This window comes from Actinoallomurus liliacearum, from assembly GCF_039542035.1.
In the GTDB taxonomy this organism is placed as follows: domain Bacteria; phylum Actinomycetota; class Actinomycetes; order Streptosporangiales; family Streptosporangiaceae; genus Actinoallomurus; species Actinoallomurus liliacearum.
Map to the genome: position 1 here is coordinate 187,824 of NZ_BAABHJ010000039.1, position 15,736 is coordinate 203,559.

11 protein-coding genes are annotated in these 15,736 nt (G+C 64.6%); 7 read left to right on the top strand and 4 right to left on the bottom strand.

Annotated elements, in window-relative coordinates; all coding sequences use genetic code 11:
• Window positions 1–41 precede the first annotated feature (41 nt).
• Window positions 42–224 (bottom strand): hypothetical protein, encoded by a 183-nt coding sequence (locus ABD978_RS38355; RefSeq protein WP_345365612.1) that lies wholly within the window; start codon window positions 222–224, stop codon window positions 42–44.
• A 691-nt stretch (window positions 225–915) separates the two neighbouring features.
• Between ABD978_RS38355 and ABD978_RS38360 the strand changes: the two genes are divergently transcribed.
• Both ABD978_RS38360 and ABD978_RS38365 read left to right on the top strand, forming a co-directional pair.
• Complete coding sequence (locus tag ABD978_RS38360) at window positions 916–1,809, top strand: phosphotransferase enzyme family protein (RefSeq protein WP_345365614.1); 894 nt, start codon at window positions 916–918, stop codon at window positions 1,807–1,809.
• Complete coding sequence (locus tag ABD978_RS38365; RefSeq protein WP_345365616.1) at window positions 1,778–3,184, top strand: hypothetical protein; 1,407 nt, start codon at window positions 1,778–1,780, stop codon at window positions 3,182–3,184. The genes ABD978_RS38360 and ABD978_RS38365 overlap by 32 nt, the downstream gene beginning before the upstream one ends.
• Before the next feature lie 167 nt (window positions 3,185–3,351).
• On the opposite strand, the gene ABD978_RS38370 is transcribed toward ABD978_RS38365, so the two are convergent.
• From ABD978_RS38370 to ABD978_RS38380, 3 genes are all read right to left on the bottom strand, one after another.
• Entirely contained in the window at window positions 3,352–4,002 is a 651-nt protein-coding gene (locus tag ABD978_RS38370) for a hypothetical protein (RefSeq protein ID WP_345365618.1), read from the bottom strand.
• A gap of 118 nt (window positions 4,003–4,120) precedes the next feature.
• Complete coding sequence (locus ABD978_RS38375; RefSeq protein WP_345365620.1) at window positions 4,121–4,252, bottom strand: hypothetical protein; 132 nt, start codon at window positions 4,250–4,252, stop codon at window positions 4,121–4,123.
• Window positions 4,253–4,459: 207 nt separating this feature from the next.
• Window positions 4,460–4,735 carry a hypothetical protein gene (locus ABD978_RS38380; protein ID WP_345365622.1) on the bottom strand — a complete coding sequence of 92 codons (276 nt, stop codon included), beginning with the start codon at window positions 4,733–4,735 and terminating at the stop codon, window positions 4,460–4,462.
• A 552-nt stretch (window positions 4,736–5,287) separates the two neighbouring features.
• Here ABD978_RS38380 and ABD978_RS38385 point away from each other — a divergent pair.
• The 5 genes from ABD978_RS38385 (at window position 5,288) to ABD978_RS38405 (ending at window position 14,734) form a co-directional block, all read left to right on the top strand.
• Complete coding sequence (locus ABD978_RS38385) at window positions 5,288–6,466, top strand: hypothetical protein (protein WP_345365624.1); 1,179 nt, start codon at window positions 5,288–5,290, stop codon at window positions 6,464–6,466.
• Window positions 6,467–6,827: 361 nt separating this feature from the next.
• A complete protein-coding gene (locus ABD978_RS38390) occupies window positions 6,828–7,385 on the top strand; it encodes a hypothetical protein (protein WP_345365626.1) in 558 nt (185 codons plus the stop codon).
• A gap of 541 nt (window positions 7,386–7,926) precedes the next feature.
• Window positions 7,927–10,290 carry a type I restriction-modification system subunit M gene (locus ABD978_RS38395; RefSeq protein WP_345365627.1) on the top strand — a complete coding sequence of 788 codons (2,364 nt, stop codon included), beginning with the start codon at window positions 7,927–7,929 and terminating at the stop codon, window positions 10,288–10,290.
• Window positions 10,287–11,705, top strand: a complete 1,419-nt coding sequence (locus tag ABD978_RS38400) for a restriction endonuclease subunit S domain-containing protein (RefSeq protein WP_345365629.1) — start codon at window positions 10,287–10,289, stop codon at window positions 11,703–11,705. The genes ABD978_RS38395 and ABD978_RS38400 overlap by 4 nt, the downstream gene beginning before the upstream one ends.
• Window positions 11,702–14,734, top strand: coding sequence for a type I restriction endonuclease subunit R (locus ABD978_RS38405; RefSeq protein ID WP_345365631.1), 3,033 nt, complete (start codon window positions 11,702–11,704; stop codon window positions 14,732–14,734). The genes ABD978_RS38400 and ABD978_RS38405 overlap by 4 nt, the downstream gene beginning before the upstream one ends.
• The last annotated feature ends 1,002 nt before the right edge of the window (window positions 14,735–15,736 follow it).

Below are 15,736 nucleotides of genomic sequence, written 5' to 3' on the forward strand. Positions count from 1 at the left end.
CCTGGCGACCACAGTGACCCCCGGCGGGGCCTCACACACGGTCAGCTGGCTTTCTTCCCGCCGCCCTTGCCGCCGGCCGCCTTCCGGTCCGCGGAGGCCTGGATTCGGCTGTGTCCGCCGTCCCTGGCGAGCTTGCCGGTCGGGTTCTTGTCCGCGGAGGACTGCGCGCGGCTCGCGGACTTCTGCTGAGGTGTCCGGTCGCCCTTGCCCGTGTTCTTCCCCATGCCGATGACGTACCCCGATGCGGTCCCGTCTGCACGGAGTTATCCACAGAACCGGTTTCGGCCCTGACCTCCGTGCCTGTCGTCCACCACGGTGGACGGCATGACCGCCACGACTCTCGCCGTACGCCTGGCACTGCTCGCGCGGAAGCTCGCGATGGAACGTCCGCCTGACCGCGATGACCAACCTCCCTCCTCGCCGGGGAGCTCCGGGAAGTCCGGGGTCGGGCATGTGATGCTGTCCGACCGCCTCTCTCGCCCCCAAGGGGTGAAACGACAAGAGAGGAAGTGCATCCGCCATGGACGAGCACAACACCCACGAGGACCAGATCATCATGGTCGTCTTCGTGACGGCCCTGGCGGCCCCTCTCCCGGGCGACGCCGAGGGACCAAGTCGAGGCCGAGCGGCAGCGGCGCGAGATCGCCGAGAAGTTCTCAGCGGCCGACCGATGGTACCGGCGACGCCGCTTCGGCTACTGAGATCACCGCGCGGGCCGGGCGGCCACCAGCGCCGCCCGGCCCGGGTGTCGGTAAGAGCTGTTTTCACCAGATACACGCGATGGTGGCGGACCACATCAGATTCCCGTTTCCTGTCGGCGCGCGCGAATACAGTGTCGCCGCGCGCGGGCCCACAGCCACGCGATTACGACCATTGTGCAAGTCGAGGAAGAGAACGCTCTTGTAGTCTGACGCGGTGTCTGAAACCCCGACGTTCACGGAATCGGGCCTGTCTCCGGTCCTGGACAAAGCCTGTAAGAAGGCCAATCTGTCCGCCGAGCGCGCCGAGCTGCTCCGGGTGGGGGAGAACGCGATCTACCTGCTCCCGGACGAGCAGGTTGTGGTGAGAATCGCCCGGTCGGCCGACCAGTTGCCGCGGATGCGTCGGGAGCTGTGCGTCGCCCGGTGGCTCGACGCCGGAGGCGTGCCCACGGTGCGCCCGTACGACCTCGGCCAGCAGCCGATCGTCGCAAGCGAGCATCCCGTCTCTTTCTGGCACGCTGTCAGCGGAGGCCCCACACCAGACACCGCCGATTTGGCGCGCCTGCTGGCCGGCTTCCACGCCTTGGACGACTGTCCATGTGATCTGCCGGCGTTCGATCCGCTGGCCAAGGTCATGCCCCGGCTGGAGGCTGCGATCGGTGTCAGCGACGCAGACTGGGATTTTCTGGCTGCCCGCTGCCGAGAGCTGGACGAGCGCTGGCGCGATCTCGAGTTCGCGCTACCGCCTGGGCCGATCCACGGGGATGCCTGGACGGGAAACCTGATGGCCGACCGCGACCAGGTCGTTCTAGGAGACTTCGAGGCGGCCGCGATCGGACCCAGGGAGTGGGATCTGATGCCGATCGCCATCGCCCAATCGCGCTACGGGCTTCCCGCCGATCGCTACCAGCAGTTCGTCGACGCCTACGGGGGGTTCGACGTCACCAAATGGTCGGGTTACCTCGTGCTGCGGGAGGTCCGCGAACTCGGGATGACGACATGGCTGATGCAGATGATTCTCGAGAACACCGCCATCGAAGAAGAGTTCCAGAATCGAGTGACCTCACTGCGGGAGGGTGACTTTGCGCGTGCGTGGACGACTTTCTAAGCCGACGTCGCCCCCTGCCCACCCCTCCTCGGCCCAGGGCGCCGATCCGCCAACACGACGCACCAGCGTGCGCATCACCAACGTCTACGCCACCCCATGGCGGCTCGACGAAGAGCCCGCCGGTCATCTCGGCGAGCACCTGCGACTGTGGCGCTTGGAACGCCACTATCGGATCTCCGCCGACCAGTTCCCGGCCGTGGTCTGTCGGCAGACCGTGACGCCGGACGCGCTGTCCTTCAAGCGCTTCAAGGCCGCCGGCCAGGTCCGTGAGGCCCGGGTGTGCCTGTTCCGGCTCCCGACGGCTCAGATCATCGCCGTATTCAGCATCGACGTCGACTGCAAGCTGGGCGACACGATCCGGCTGCTGGAAGACTGCTACTTCGGCGACGACGTCCACATCGACCAGGCGACGCTCGAAGAGTTCGCGCACACGACCGCCGAAGGCCTCGGAGCCGACACCGGCAGCGAGCCAGCCTTCCTGCCCGAACGCCACCAGATCGTGTTCGGACCGACCGCGCCCGCCGCCGACCACGCGGACGAACTGACCCAGCGATTGATCTACCGCGCCGATCTCCCGTACCAAAGCCAGCACAGCGAGATCCGCCACCCCGGCGAGCTCAACCGCCGCCCCGGCTGGCTCGCCGCCGTCAGTCCCTACGTCAGCGTCGTCTGCGGGCACGCCGATTTCATCGAAAACACCGTGTTCATCTCCGCCGTCCAAGCCGTCGGCGCCGCCGCCGAACTACGCCAGATCCGCCACGCCGCCCACCGCGCCGTACGGCTATTCCGCCGCGGGCAGCACGCCGACACCGCCACCATCGCCCAGCGCCGCCACCTGCTGGAGCGAATCTCCGACGAGCTCAGCGACTTCCAGCTCGAACTGTCCTACAGCGTCGAGGCCTCAATCGACCTCGGACTACTCGTCCCATCACTGCGCGCCGAAAGCTTCCACACCGCGCTATACGAATCGATGTGCCTGGCGGACAGGGCACAGACCGTAGCCCGCATGCTGCAGCGCCTGGCGCACGCAGCCGACGCTGAGCTCACCGCAATCGAAAGCATCGAGCGCCGAGCCGACGACGACCGCCGGATCCGATGGACAGTCGCGGCCGGCTTCGTCTCCACGATCGCCATCCCGTCCGGCCTTATCTTCGCGTTCTTCGGCATCAACGCCAGCCAGGTCGACCCGCGCCGATCCATCTTCGACCACCACTACCTGGACGTGTACCTGCTCGTGGCCTTAATCGTGGCTCTCGGCGCCGTCCTGTACGTTGCGCTCTACGCGCAGCACCGCGCCCGCTCGCACCCAGGGGCCGAGCGGGTCAAGACCAGCCCGGGGCCCGGTACTCGCCGGGCCGCAGCACCACCAGGCTGACCCGGCGTTCTGTTACCGAGAGTCTGCCAGATCACTATCGAGCGGCTCCGGGAGATGGCCGAGACGTTCCTGTGTCGATCTCCCTGCTTTGCGGCCGGTGACACGGACCCGAACGCAGGGCCTTATCCGCGGGGAGACTTCACGGCCGCCCCGGTCCTGACGACCTATCAGGTTGTCAGCGCCGCCTCGTGCGGGTCGCCAATCGCCGCGCGTACCATGCTCAGCATCACGCGCCCGACCGCCTCCTCCTCGTCGTGGTCCACGTCGACGTGGTCCCAGCCCTCGGCGCGTCGCAGTACCTCGGACAGCATCTCGTGGTCGGAGGCACCGCGCGGGCCCTCGAAGGGTGAGTGCAGGACCGGCGACAGCGCCTGCCGTACCCAGCAAGCGACGGTGGCCTCGTCCCCCTCGGGTATCCACGAGTAGGGGTGCTCCCGCCTGAGTTCGCCCAGCGCCTCCATCAGCGCCTTGAACTCCGGGCCGGGGGGCGGGCCGGCCGCGCGGTCGAGTGCGTCGGCGAACGCGGCGAGCAGCGCGAGGTCCGCTTCGGCCACCTCAATGGCGGCCAGGTGCACCACTCCCTCACCGTCGGGGCCCCGCAACAGCGGCACGTTGGGCAGGTCGTCCTCGGTTCCGTCCACCAGCTCCCGCGTCCCCTCGGGTAGCGCGTCGAGCACCCGCCAGTACGCCTCCTGGACGTCGTCGATGGGCGCTCCGGGGATCGGCATCCTCTCGGTTTCTTGGCCCGGGGCGTTCGGCCGGGGCATCAGGCACAGCAGCACATCCAGCTCGTAAAGGCCGGCCAGGGCGTCCTGCACGACGGGCAGCAGCAGGGTGCGGGTGGGGGCATCGGGCTCCCTCTCGGTTCAGGGGGCGGTGACAGGACGTCGCTGACGCGCCCCAGCCTCCCATTCTCGGCTGCTGGCTGTTCGTATTTCACGGCTGGCCGCTTCCGCTACCAATCAGCCCGTAGGCCGCCCGGATGAGGAAGGCGCCGACGACGTAGAACAGCCACGCGAACCGGGCCGGCGCGGCGGCCCCGATCGCGATGAAGATCCGCCGCATCACTGGCGATCACGATGCCGATCAGGAGAATCTTGTGATGGTTGGGGGGCGGACCGCGCCGTGATCAGGTAGAGGACGAACAGGTTGTCGGCGCTGAGGCTGTACTCGGTCAGGTACCCGACGAAGAACTGGGTGGAGTATTCGGTGCCGCAGCCGGTCGAGGTCCTTGGTCCCGAGCGGCTCGGTGGCCTCCGCCGTGATCTTCGGATTTCAGCGCTCCGGCCAGCCACGGGAGGGTGCGGCGTCCTCGGCTTTGCTGGCGCCTGGACGCCCCAGTTCCGCGATACTTCCCGCCGCGTGCAGGAACGCGCTCAATACCCAGCGGACCCGATTCCAGCGCAGTACAGGCCACAGCAGCAGGGCGGGAACCAGCGGAGTGAAGAAGGTCACTAGCACGAGCATGCCGAGCACGACCGCCAGGCCTCGCACCAGCACCTCGACGACCCGAGCCGCGTGCCGGCCCGGCGATACCGGCAAGATCGGCATCACACCTCACACCTCTCCCTTTGAGGATCAGATGCAAGGAAGGCCTCTTCCGCCCTAAAGCGGCCGGGTGCGTGTGAGATGGACGCTGAGGCTGTTGTGGCTTCAGCTTGGCAGAGTCGTGTCCCGCACTCACTCGCGCAGCCGGGCCCGATGTCCGACCCCCACCAAGCCTCCCAGGCATGGGGTGGCCTCCGCTCTGCTGTCGCGATGCTTGGCGCAGTCAACAGTCCAACGACGGCGCAGGCTGGTACCTGCTCGTCGACGAGGGCAGGGGGAAAGACGTCCCGGGCCGTCACGAGGTGCCGATGCGACGCTTCCACCAGCGGCGGACGCGGGACTGGATCGTCATGGGCGCCGGTGTCGGGGCGATGCGTCGCAACGCCGCGGCGATAGTCGCGGGAGCACACATTCCCGCAAGGTCTTCGCCAACGCGTTCACGCGCAGTTATCAAGGCTGGGGACCGCCAGTGGCTCATTCTGGCCTCGGTCCGGATGTGGACGTCGGGCTCATATGCCACCATCGCTGGACGTGGCGACTCGTACGGTCGCCTCCATGAGCGATGAGGGTGACGGGGAGCTGGAGTCTCGACGTAGGCATGAGGCAACAGCGGGTCTGTGGCCGATCGGTCGGGCGTTAACGATCGCTGGCACCGGCGCTGTGGTTGGGCTCGCGGCGGTCACCGTGGTGGCGCTAGCGATGTTGGGATTCCCCCACCTGGGCGCGCACAGGGCGCTGTCTGTGGGTGACCTGCTAGAGATGCTGAAGCTGGTGCTGGGCACGGTGGCGGGCGTAGGGGCGCTGGCCGCGCTCGTGATGAACTACCGCAAGCAGCGCCTGGCCGAGGTCGCCGAGGTCCGTGAGCAGCAGCGCATGCTGCACGAGCGGCAGCGCGCGGACGATGACCGGGTGCGGGTGTTCAACGAGCGATTCGCCACCGCGACCGGGCAACTTGGCCACAGCGAGCCCGAAGTGCGACTGGCCGGGGCGTACGCGATGGCCGGCCTGGCCGACGACTGGACTGATGGCAGACAGACGTGCATCGACGTGCTGTGTGCCTACGTGCGCATGCCGTACGAGTCTGACCCAGGTCCGGATGCTCCGGACGCCGAGCGGCTGGTGTTTCGACGCAAGCAGAAGATCCGTCATGCCATCATCGCAATCATCACTGCGCACCTGCGCGTCGACGCCCGTGTCTCCTGGCAGGGGCACGACTTCGACTTCACCGGCGCCCGCTTCGACGGCGGCGACTTCAGTCACGCGCAGTTCACCGGCGGCAAGGTGCTTTTCAGCGAAGCAGAGTTCGTCCGCGGAAGCAGGGTCACCTTCTTCGACACGACGTTCGCCGGTGCCAAGGTCTTCTTCGATAGTGCGAGGTTCGCCGGCGGCGCGGTGGTCTCCTTCATAGACGCTACGTTCGCCGGCAGCGAGGTCTTCTTCGTCGACGTGTGGTTCGCCCCCGGTGAGGTCTGCTTTGCCCGCGCCACATTCGTAGATGGCATGGTCACCTTCGCCGATGCGGCGTTCGTGGATGGCGCGGTCACCTTCGTGGACGCGAGGTTCGTCGGTGGCACGGTGTCCTTCGCGGACGCCAGCTTCGGGAACGGTGACATAGATCTCCGCTATGTAGCCTCGTGGGAAGTGCCGCCCGCATTCCCCCATGTAGACTTGGCGAGTCCGCCAGCGGGATTGTTACTGCCGCCCTTTACAGCTCCGTGCGTCAAAGAGGCGTAAGAGTTCGCACTCGCATTCGACGGAACCGACTCATACGGCCGACGGTCGGTACCCCTGGGCTCCCATCACGCTGGCAGACTGAGCGGGCGTCAGCTCCGGTGGCCTCGGATGTGATCTGGTCGGCGGCGATCGCCTGCTGAGTCACGATAACGCGCGCACGACGACGAGCACTCGGCCGTCAAGCTCGGCTGCCAGCTGGTGGAGGTCCTGCGGGCCGCCTGGTTCGGAAGCCCGCTGGTCACCGTCGAGACGAGCCTCACCGAGCTGCCCGTCAACCCACCGGCTGATGACGAGCGATCAGCATTCGACAATCCAACTGAACCGACAACCCTGGTTGTCAATGACAACTAGCATTGTCGCTATGACTGCTGAGAGCGTTAGGCCTGCCGGTCCCGCGTACACCGAACCGAGCGAGGAACTGATCGACGAACTCACCGACGCCATCGGAAACCTGGTGTGGGGGTTCGCTAACGACCTGGTTACCCCGATCGAGGGGCTGCCGGAGCCCGGACGTGTCCGTACCGCCGAGCAAGTCGCGATGGTAGAGCGGCCGACCAACCTGGCGAGACTGCGGCTACTACGGGAGGTCGGCCCGGCCGCCGAGCGGATCGCCAGCCTGGCGGCGAAGAATGCCGGGAAGTATGGCACCACGTACCCGCAACTGGGTCAGGCATGGGGGATCACGCGACAGGCCGCCCGCAGCCGGTGGCCCGGAGTCGTCAAGGCCGGCGACCAACGGCCCCCGGTCTCGGTGGAGGTGGCCGGCGGCACTGCGAACATTTACTGGGATCCGGAGGGCGACGGTTGGTGCTGGAGCGCCAACGCGGCGAACGGCGAGTACCAGACAGAGGGGGATTGCGCAAGCTCCGAGGAGGCCGCCGCCCGCGCTGGCGCCTTCATGGTCGCCAACTCGCTGTAGCCTGACCGAGCGCGGCAGCCGACTGGGTACTGGTCGGCTGCCGCTTCGTTGACCAGCCATGAACGAATCCCTCGACTCGAGGGAAAGCTTGCTGGCGGTCTGACCGGCGGGGTGGTCGTCTTCGCGACCGCGGTGACTTTCGCGCTTACGAGTTCCGACGGGTCGGGTGGCTGAGACGATGCCGCGCCTGCGTTGGCCACGCCCACGGATCCGATCAAGCAGTGCAAGGTCAGGTCATGGAGCTGATGAGGCAGAGCGTGGGCCATGGCCATCAGCGACGGTCTGTACCTGGGCGAAGATCGTACATATCGAAGGCACACGTCCCGCGTGCGCGGCGGTTGGCCGGTTTGGGCCGCGATCTGTCCCGTCCAGTCCCAGACCGGCCGACTGGCCGAGCAGGATGCGTCTCAATCGTGACGGATGCTCGCGGCAGAACCCCTCGCTTGTCAGTACCCTCGGTTACGCTTTTCGAGATCATTGAGGACGTGCGTGGCATACCGGTCTGAGTGCGACCGGTACGGCCCGGGAAAGACGGTTGCAGGTGTACAGCGCGCAGCAGAGCCGCATCGAGAGCTTCATCTGGGGAATCGCGGACGATGTCCTTCGCGATGTGTACGTGCGTGGCAAGTACCGTGACGTCATCCTCCCTATGGTCGTGCTCAGGCGCTTCGACGCCGTTCTGGAGAAGACCAAGGACGCCGTCCTCCGTACCCATGAGGAGCTTAGGGGCCTGGGCCTGGTGCGCCCCGAGCAGCTGGATTTCCCTCTGCGGGAGGCGGCCGGTGAGGCGTTCTACAACACCTCGCCCTTCACTCTTCAGAAACTTTCCAAGCGGACTACGGCTCAGCAGCTCCGCAGTGACTTCGAGGCGTACCTGGATGGCTTCTCACCGAACATCAAGGAGATCCTCGATAATTTCGAGTTCCGCAACCAGATCCCCAAGTTGTCTCGCAACGACACCTTGGGCATGCTGATCAACAAGTTGCTCTCGCCGGAGATCAACCTTTCCCCGGAGCCGGTGCTCGATGCGTATGGGCGGGTCCGCCTACCGGGCTTGGACAACCACGCCATGGGAACGATCTTCGAGAACCTGGTACGCCGGTTCAACGAGGAGAACAACGAGGAGGCCGGCGAACACTGGACCCCGCGTGACGTGGTCAAGCTCATGACCCGGCTGATGTTCCTGCCGATCGCGGACAAGATCAAGGGCGGCACGTATCTGCTCTACGACGGCGCATGCGGTACCGGCGGCATGCTAACTGTTGCTGAGGAGACTCTGCGCGACCTCTCGAGCAAGCATGGCGCGACGGATATCGTCACCCGGCTGTATGGCCAGGAGATCAACTCTGAGACGTACGCCATCTGCAAGGCCGACATGTTGCTGAAGGGCGATGGCGAGGCCGCCGACAACATTAAGGGCGGCCCCGAGTGTTCCACGCTCTCCAACGACGCTTTCCCCCGTCAGCACTTCGACTTCATGCTCGCCAACCCTCCGTACGGCAAGAGCTGGAAGGCCGACCAGGAGCGGCTCGGCGGCAAGGCGAACATCTCTGACCCCCGGTTCATCGTCACCTTCGACGGTGAGACGGAGCCGTCCTCCCTAGTCACCAGCTCCAGCGACGGCCAGATGATGTTCCTGGCAAACATGGTCTCGAAGATGAAGACCAACTCTCCGCTAGGCAGCCGAATCGCCGAGATCCACAACGGCTCGTCTCTCTTCACCGGAGACGCCGGGTCTGGCGAGAGCAACATCCGGCGCTGGATCATCGAGAATGACTGGCTCGAGGCGATCGTTGCGCTGCCGCTCAACATGTTCTACAACACCGGCATCGCCACCTATATCTGGGTGATCACCAACCGGAAGTCTCAGGCTCGTAAGGGCAAGGTGCAGCTGATCGACGCTACCGGCTGGTCCACCCCACTGCGCAAGAACCTGGGGAGCAAGAACTGCGAGCTGTCCCCGGCCGACACCGAGCGCATCACCCAGGCGTTCATGGACTTCGCTGAGACGGAACACTCCAAGATCTTCCCGAACGAGGAGTTCGGCTACTGGAAGGTCACCGTGGAGCGTCCGCTGCGGTTGAGTAGCCAGTTCACGAAGGCGCGCGTGGAGGCGCTGCGCTTTGCCTCGGGCGATGCGGAGGCGCGGGAGCTGCTGTATGAGAAGTTCGGAGACGACCTGTTCACGGACTTCGCAGGCGTCTCCAAGCAGGTACGCGAGCAGCTGGAGCAGTGGGCCCGCGAGACCGGCCCCGACGAGGACGAGACGGACGCCGACGTGCCGGTCCTCAAAGAGTCCACGCGCAAGAAGCTGCTGAACGCGAAGACATGGCAGCGGGACGGGCAGCTGGTCAAGGCCGGCATGGCGCTGCTTAACGACATGGGCGAGCAGATCTTCGACGACTACAACCAGTTCGAACGGCAGGCCGGTGTGGCGATGGGTCGTCTTGGCCTCATGCTCAGCCCGGCCGACCGCAAGGTCCTGCTGCGCGGCATGAGCTGGCGCGACGAGACCGCGGAGCCGGTGATCCTCAAGCGCCACAAGGTCGGTACGGCCGAGCGGCCGCTGTACGGGCTCTACGAGATCGAGGAGACGAAGTCGGGGAAGCCGCAGACGGCTGTCGTCGAGTTCGAGCCCGATAGCGAACTGCGCGACATAGAACAGGTACCGCTCCTTGAGCCCGGCGGCATCGAGGCGTTCTTCCGCCGCGAGGTCCTTCCGTACGCACAAGATGCGTGGATCAAGGCGAGTGCGACGAAGAAGGGGTACGAGATCAGTTTCACCCGACACTTCTACAAGCCGCCGGTGCTACGAAGCCTTGAGGAGATCAGGGCGGACATCGTGGCACTGGAGAAGGAGACCGAGGGGCTTCTCGGGGACCTGTTCGACGGTGATGCGAAGTGAATGTCGAGCCGATCTCATACGACGTGCTGGAATATGTAGACCTACCCTGGCAGACAGCCAAGCCTGCCCATTGGCGGGTTCGGCGTATCAAGTCACTCTTCAAGGAACAGTCTCGTACCGGGTTCCCCCAAGAACCGCTGCTGGCAGCCACGCAATCTATGGGCGTCGTCAGGAAAGACCGATACGCGACACGCACGGTCACAGCAGAAAAAGGGCTTCACTTGCTGAAGCTGGCAAAGCCAGGAGATTTTGTCATCAGCCTTCGCTCTTTCCAGGGGGGTATTGAACTCTGTCACGACCAAGGGATTATCAGTCCGGCTTATACCGTATTGGAGTCAGTCGACCCGAGTTTCCGGGATTTCTTCTCCATCTTCTTCAAGTCGCGTCCATTTATTGCCGGGCTAACGCTGTTCATCACTGGAATTCGTGACGGCCAGAATGTCAACTACTCAACCCTGTCGCGCTCCTACCTGGCAATCCCTCCCCTCGATGAACAGCGAGCTATCGTCAAGTATGTCCGACATATCGAGCAAGAGGTCGGAGCAGCGATCCGCGCCAAGCAGCGACTGATCTCACTACTCGGCGAGCAGAAGCAGGCTATTCGCCACGCAGCCTTGACGCGAGGGCTGAACACAACGCAGAACCTGAAGGAATCCGGACTTCCCGGCGTCGGCCTGATTCCGGCGCATTGGGAGGTCATGCGCGCCAAGCAACTCTGCCAGCGGATTGTGGACTGTAAGAATCGCACTCCCGACTTGGTGTCAGACGGTGGATACACGGTCGTGAGGACGACGAATATCCGCTCCGGAGAATTTCGCCTTGAGGGGTCCTTTGAGACGGATAAGAAGAACTATGACATTTGGACTCAGCGAGGAGCGCCAAGGCAGGGTGACGTGTTTTTTACCCGTGAGGCACCAGCCGGTGAAGCTTGCTTGGTCCCAGAATTGCAGGGCTTGTGCATGGGGCAGCGCATGATGTATCTCCGTCCGGATCCCGCAGTCCTCGACAGCCGATTCCTCGTCCACAGCATCTACGGACCAGCCGCGCGCACGTACATTGACCTGGCCACCAACGGCAGCACTGTCGGCCACCTGCGCCTCGGCCAGGTTGGTTCCGTGCCCGTGATTTGGTGCCCCGTCGATGAGCAACGTGCGATTGCCGATCACATCGACCGCGAGTGGAAGCCACTCAACGCGACAATCACTCGCGCCGAACGTGAAATCTCCCTTCTGCGCGAATACCAAACCCGGCTGATCGCTGATGTGGTCACCGGGAAGCTCGACGTCCGAGCCGCTGCAGCCGCACTGCCCGACGTGCACCCGCACGACCCCGGCCTGATTGCGGTGCACGAGGCCGACCAAGACGGGCTGAACGTTGACCTGGATGGTGACGACCCGGCCGAGGAGTCGATGTGAGCGGCACGGCGAAGCTGTACGGCGGTACGGACATGAGCGAGGGAGCTCTTGAACGCGACATCGTCGCGGACATGACCTCGCCGTCGGGCGGATGGATCGAGGGATCCCCCGGGTCGTACGACCGTGGACATGCCATCGACACCGAACAACTCCAGGCGTTCCTGGAAGAGACCCAGCCGGAGGCCGCCGCAGCGTTCGAGCTCGGTAATTCCCAGTCCGAGACACGCGCGCAGTTCCTCAACCGCGTCCAGGGCTACATCACCCAGCACGGCGTCGTGGGCCTCCTGCGAAACGGGATGAACCACTCCACCAGCACAGGTGCCTACGAGGTCGTCTTCTACGGGGCGACGCCTTCCCCGGGCAACGCCGTCGCCGAGCGGCGTCACCGCGCCAACCGCTGGAGCGTGACCCGGCAGCTGCGCTACTGCCAGGACGGCACACAGCTGGCCCTGGACCTGGCCATCTTCGTCAATGGCCTGCCGCTGGCGACGTTCGAGCTGAAGAACAACCAAACTAAGCAGACCGTGGAGGACGCGGTCGAGCAGTACAAGAACACGCGCGATGCACGCGAACTGCTCTTCGCCGACGGCCGCTGCCTGGCGCACTTTGCGGTGGACGAGCACTCGGTGCGGTTCTGCACGCGCCTGGCCGGTAAGAAGTCTTGGTTCCTCCCCTTCGATAAGGGCTGGGAAGGCGGCGCCGGCAACCCACCCAACCCGCACGGCTACAAGACCGCTTACCTTTGGCAGGACATCCTGTCGCCCATCAGCCTCGCAGACATCATCGAGCACTACGCCGCCCGGCTGATGGAGAAGGACCCCAAGACCAAGAGGACGAAGCGGTGGCAGGTCTTCCCCCGCTACCACCAACTCGACGTCGTCCGCAAACTCCTAAAGGACAGCGAGGAGAACGGGACCGGTCAGCGCTACCTGATCCAGCACTCGGCCGGTAGCGGCAAGTCCAACTCCATCGCCTGGCTGGCGCACCAACTGGTCGACCTCGGCGGCGATGACTCGGCCGTTTTCGACGCCGTTATCGTGGTGACCGACCGCCGCAACCTAGATACGCAGATTGAGCGTACAGTCAAGCAGTTCACGCAGCTTCGGTCGCTCGTCAAGCACGCCGACAAGTCCAAGGACCTGCGCGAGGCCCTCGCCAACGGCACGAAGATCGTCATCTCCACAGTCCAGAAGTTCCCGGTGATCCTCCAGGACATCGGCAACGCGCACCGGGACCGGCGGTTCGCCATCATCATCGACGAAGCGCACTCCGGACAGGGCGGCAAGACAACCCACGCCATGAGCAGCGCGCTCGGTACGGCTCCCGAGGATGTCGAGGAAGAGGAGACGACCGAGGACAAGATCAACAAGATCATCGACAGTCAGAAGCTGCTCGGCAACGCCAGCTACTACGCGTTCACAGCCACGCCCAAGCCCCGGACGCTGGGCTACTTCGGCCGCCGCGGTCCGGACGGGCTGGACCACCCCTTCCACGTATACACGATGAAGCAGGCGATCGAAGAGGGCTTCATCCTGGACGTCCTGAAGAACTACACGACGGTCGAGAGCTATTACAAGCTGGTCAAGTCGGTCGAGGACGATCCCGAGTTCGACGCAAAGAAGGCTGCGAAGAAGCTGCGGCGTTATGTCGAGGGCAACAGCCACGCGATCCAGACCAAAGCGTCGATCATGGTCGACCACCTGCTGGATAATGTGATCCGGCCGCGGAAGATCGGCGGCAAAGCCCGAGCCATGGTAGTGGCCGACGGCATCTCGCGGGCGGTGGACTATTACTTCGCCATCGACGCGTACCTGAAGAAGCTGGACAGCCCCTACCGGGCCATCGTCGCTTTCTCCGGTGAGTACGAGCATGGCGGCAAGAACGTCACGGAGGCGAGCCTCAACGGCTTCCCGAGTAGCGCCATCGAGAAGACCTTCCGCGAGGATCCCTACCGCATCCTGATCTGCGCGGATAAGTTTCAGACGGGTTACGATGAGCCGCTCCTGCACACCATGTACGTCGACAAGTCGCTGTCCGGTGTGCGTGCTGTGCAGACTCTGTCCCGGCTAAACCGCGCCCACCCGGACAAGCATGACGTCGCGGTCCTGGATTTCTACAACAAGGCCGAGGGCATCCAAAAGTCGTTCAAGCAGTGGTATCGGACCACCGTGCTCGCGGATTCGGTCGATCCCAACACACTCCACGATCTGCGGGCGGTTCTCGACGGAGCCGGGGTCTACGGCCGTGAGGACATCGACCAGTTCGTTGAGATGTTCTTGGCCAAGGAGCCCCGCTCGCGCCTAGAAGTGCTCCTAGACCAGCTCGTCGTCGCGTACCAGGAACTCAACAGCGAGGACCAGCAGGTCGAGTTCAAGGGCGCGGCTAAGGCGTTCGTCCGCACGTATGACTACCTGGCGGGCATTCTTCCCTATCGCAACCCCGAGTGGCTGAAGCTGTCGATCTTGCTGACGTTCCTTATCCCCAAACTGCCCGCACCGATCGAGGAGGACCTGTCCCGGGGCATCCTGGAGACAGTCGACCTGGACAGCTACCGGGCCGAGCAACAGACGGCGATCAGCATGACCCTGGGCGACGAGGACGCGGAGCTGACAGCCACCGCCCCAATGGGCATTGGACATCGGTCCGAGCCCGAGTTGAAGCCCGCCTCGGTCATCCTCCAGGAGTTCAACCACCATTTTGGCAACATCCCCTGGACCGACAACGACCGGATACGGCACCTGATCGCCGTGGAGATCCCGGCGAAGGTCCGCGAGGACAAGCAGTATATGAACGCCCAGCGTTACAACGACGAACAGAACGCTCGGGTCGAGAGCGACGCTGCCGTCCAACGGGCGATCATGGCGTTCCTCAAGTCCGACACCGAGCTGTACAGCCAGTTCGCGAGCAACCCCGCGTTTAAGCGGTGGCTGACCGAGATGGTCTTCCGGGAGACTTACGACCCGACGGCCGGTGACGAAGATAGCCCCGATGAGCCGCCCTCCTCTGCGGAGGGTGACGACCGGGGCTGACGGCCCAGGTCACCACTCGATGAGCACCATGGCGGCAATCCTCGTCTCGACCCACCACAGATGAGGACCCTGATCTTGCTGCGGATCAGAACGGCCCAGGCGCTGAACCTTTTCCAGCAGGCCAGGAAGGCGTGCTGCTCACAGCATGATCGCGGACGGCAGCCGGCAGTCTGGCGATCAACTGAGCGCAAGCCTGGCCGATCAGCGGGCCACCGTCTGAGCCTGGAGCTTTCGGCGCGAGCGGGGGCGGTTTCGGCGGCGGAGCGGGTTACCTTCCCTCAAGCGGGTTAGCCATCATGCGCTCATAGGCGTGCGTTCCCGCCCGCATGGCCGGGTCGTTCTTGTTCCTCACCTGCGGACACGTTCGCTCCCGGTGGACGACTCGGGCCTGTAGCCAGCGCGTTGCGCTGCGCGTTGAAATCGACGACGCCGCAACGTCTTCCTGATTCTCTCAGTTGACCCACGGTCAGATCAGCAACAATCTTCAGGCGTGTTTGAGGACCCATGCAGATGTATCAGCTGTGGGTAGTCCCGTGCTGGGCTCTGAGCTCGGTGGTGTGTTCTGTTGGTACGCCGCGGGGTCCGTCGCCGACCTGTGTGCAAAGCGCGGGATAGATCACACAGACCTATAACCACACCTGTAGACGTTAACGTGAACCCCCGGGCTGAAGCTCCGTCAGACGGCGGTAGCGGGGCTACCGGGCCGGTCGGGCTGAGGCTGTGACCGTCGAACCCTTCAGTGCTGTTGGAGCGACTGTCGGTCCTAGGCAGGAGAGCTTTCCGGGCACTCCGGGGGAGCGGCTTGGCGGTGGGGGTGTTCGGTTCGTCACGCATGAGGTGGTGATGCGTCAGCCGGTCGCTTGCCGCCGCGGACGGCGTATCGGCGATCCTCTGCGGGTTCGCGGGTGGGGTTGTCGGTCGTGGTGGCGCGCGCCGTTCCGGCGGTACCCGGGCGGATGGATGGGCCAAGATCAAGCATCCGAGCAACCATGGAGCAACCGC

Bases quoted from the DNA above. Each gene is read 5' to 3' on its own strand.
- ABD978_RS38390 (WP_345365626.1), top strand. From the start codon at position 6,828: ATGACTGCTGAGAGCGTTAGGCCTGCCGGTCCCGCGTACACCGAACCG.
- ABD978_RS38355 (WP_345365612.1), bottom strand. From the start codon at position 224: ATGGGGAAGAACACGGGCAAGGGCGACCGGACACCTCAGCAGAAGTCC.
- ABD978_RS38385 (WP_345365624.1), top strand. From the start codon at position 5,288: ATGAGCGATGAGGGTGACGGGGAGCTGGAGTCTCGACGTAGGCATGAG.
- ABD978_RS38380 (WP_345365622.1), bottom strand. From the start codon at position 4,735: ATGCCGATCTTGCCGGTATCGCCGGGCCGGCACGCGGCTCGGGTCGTC.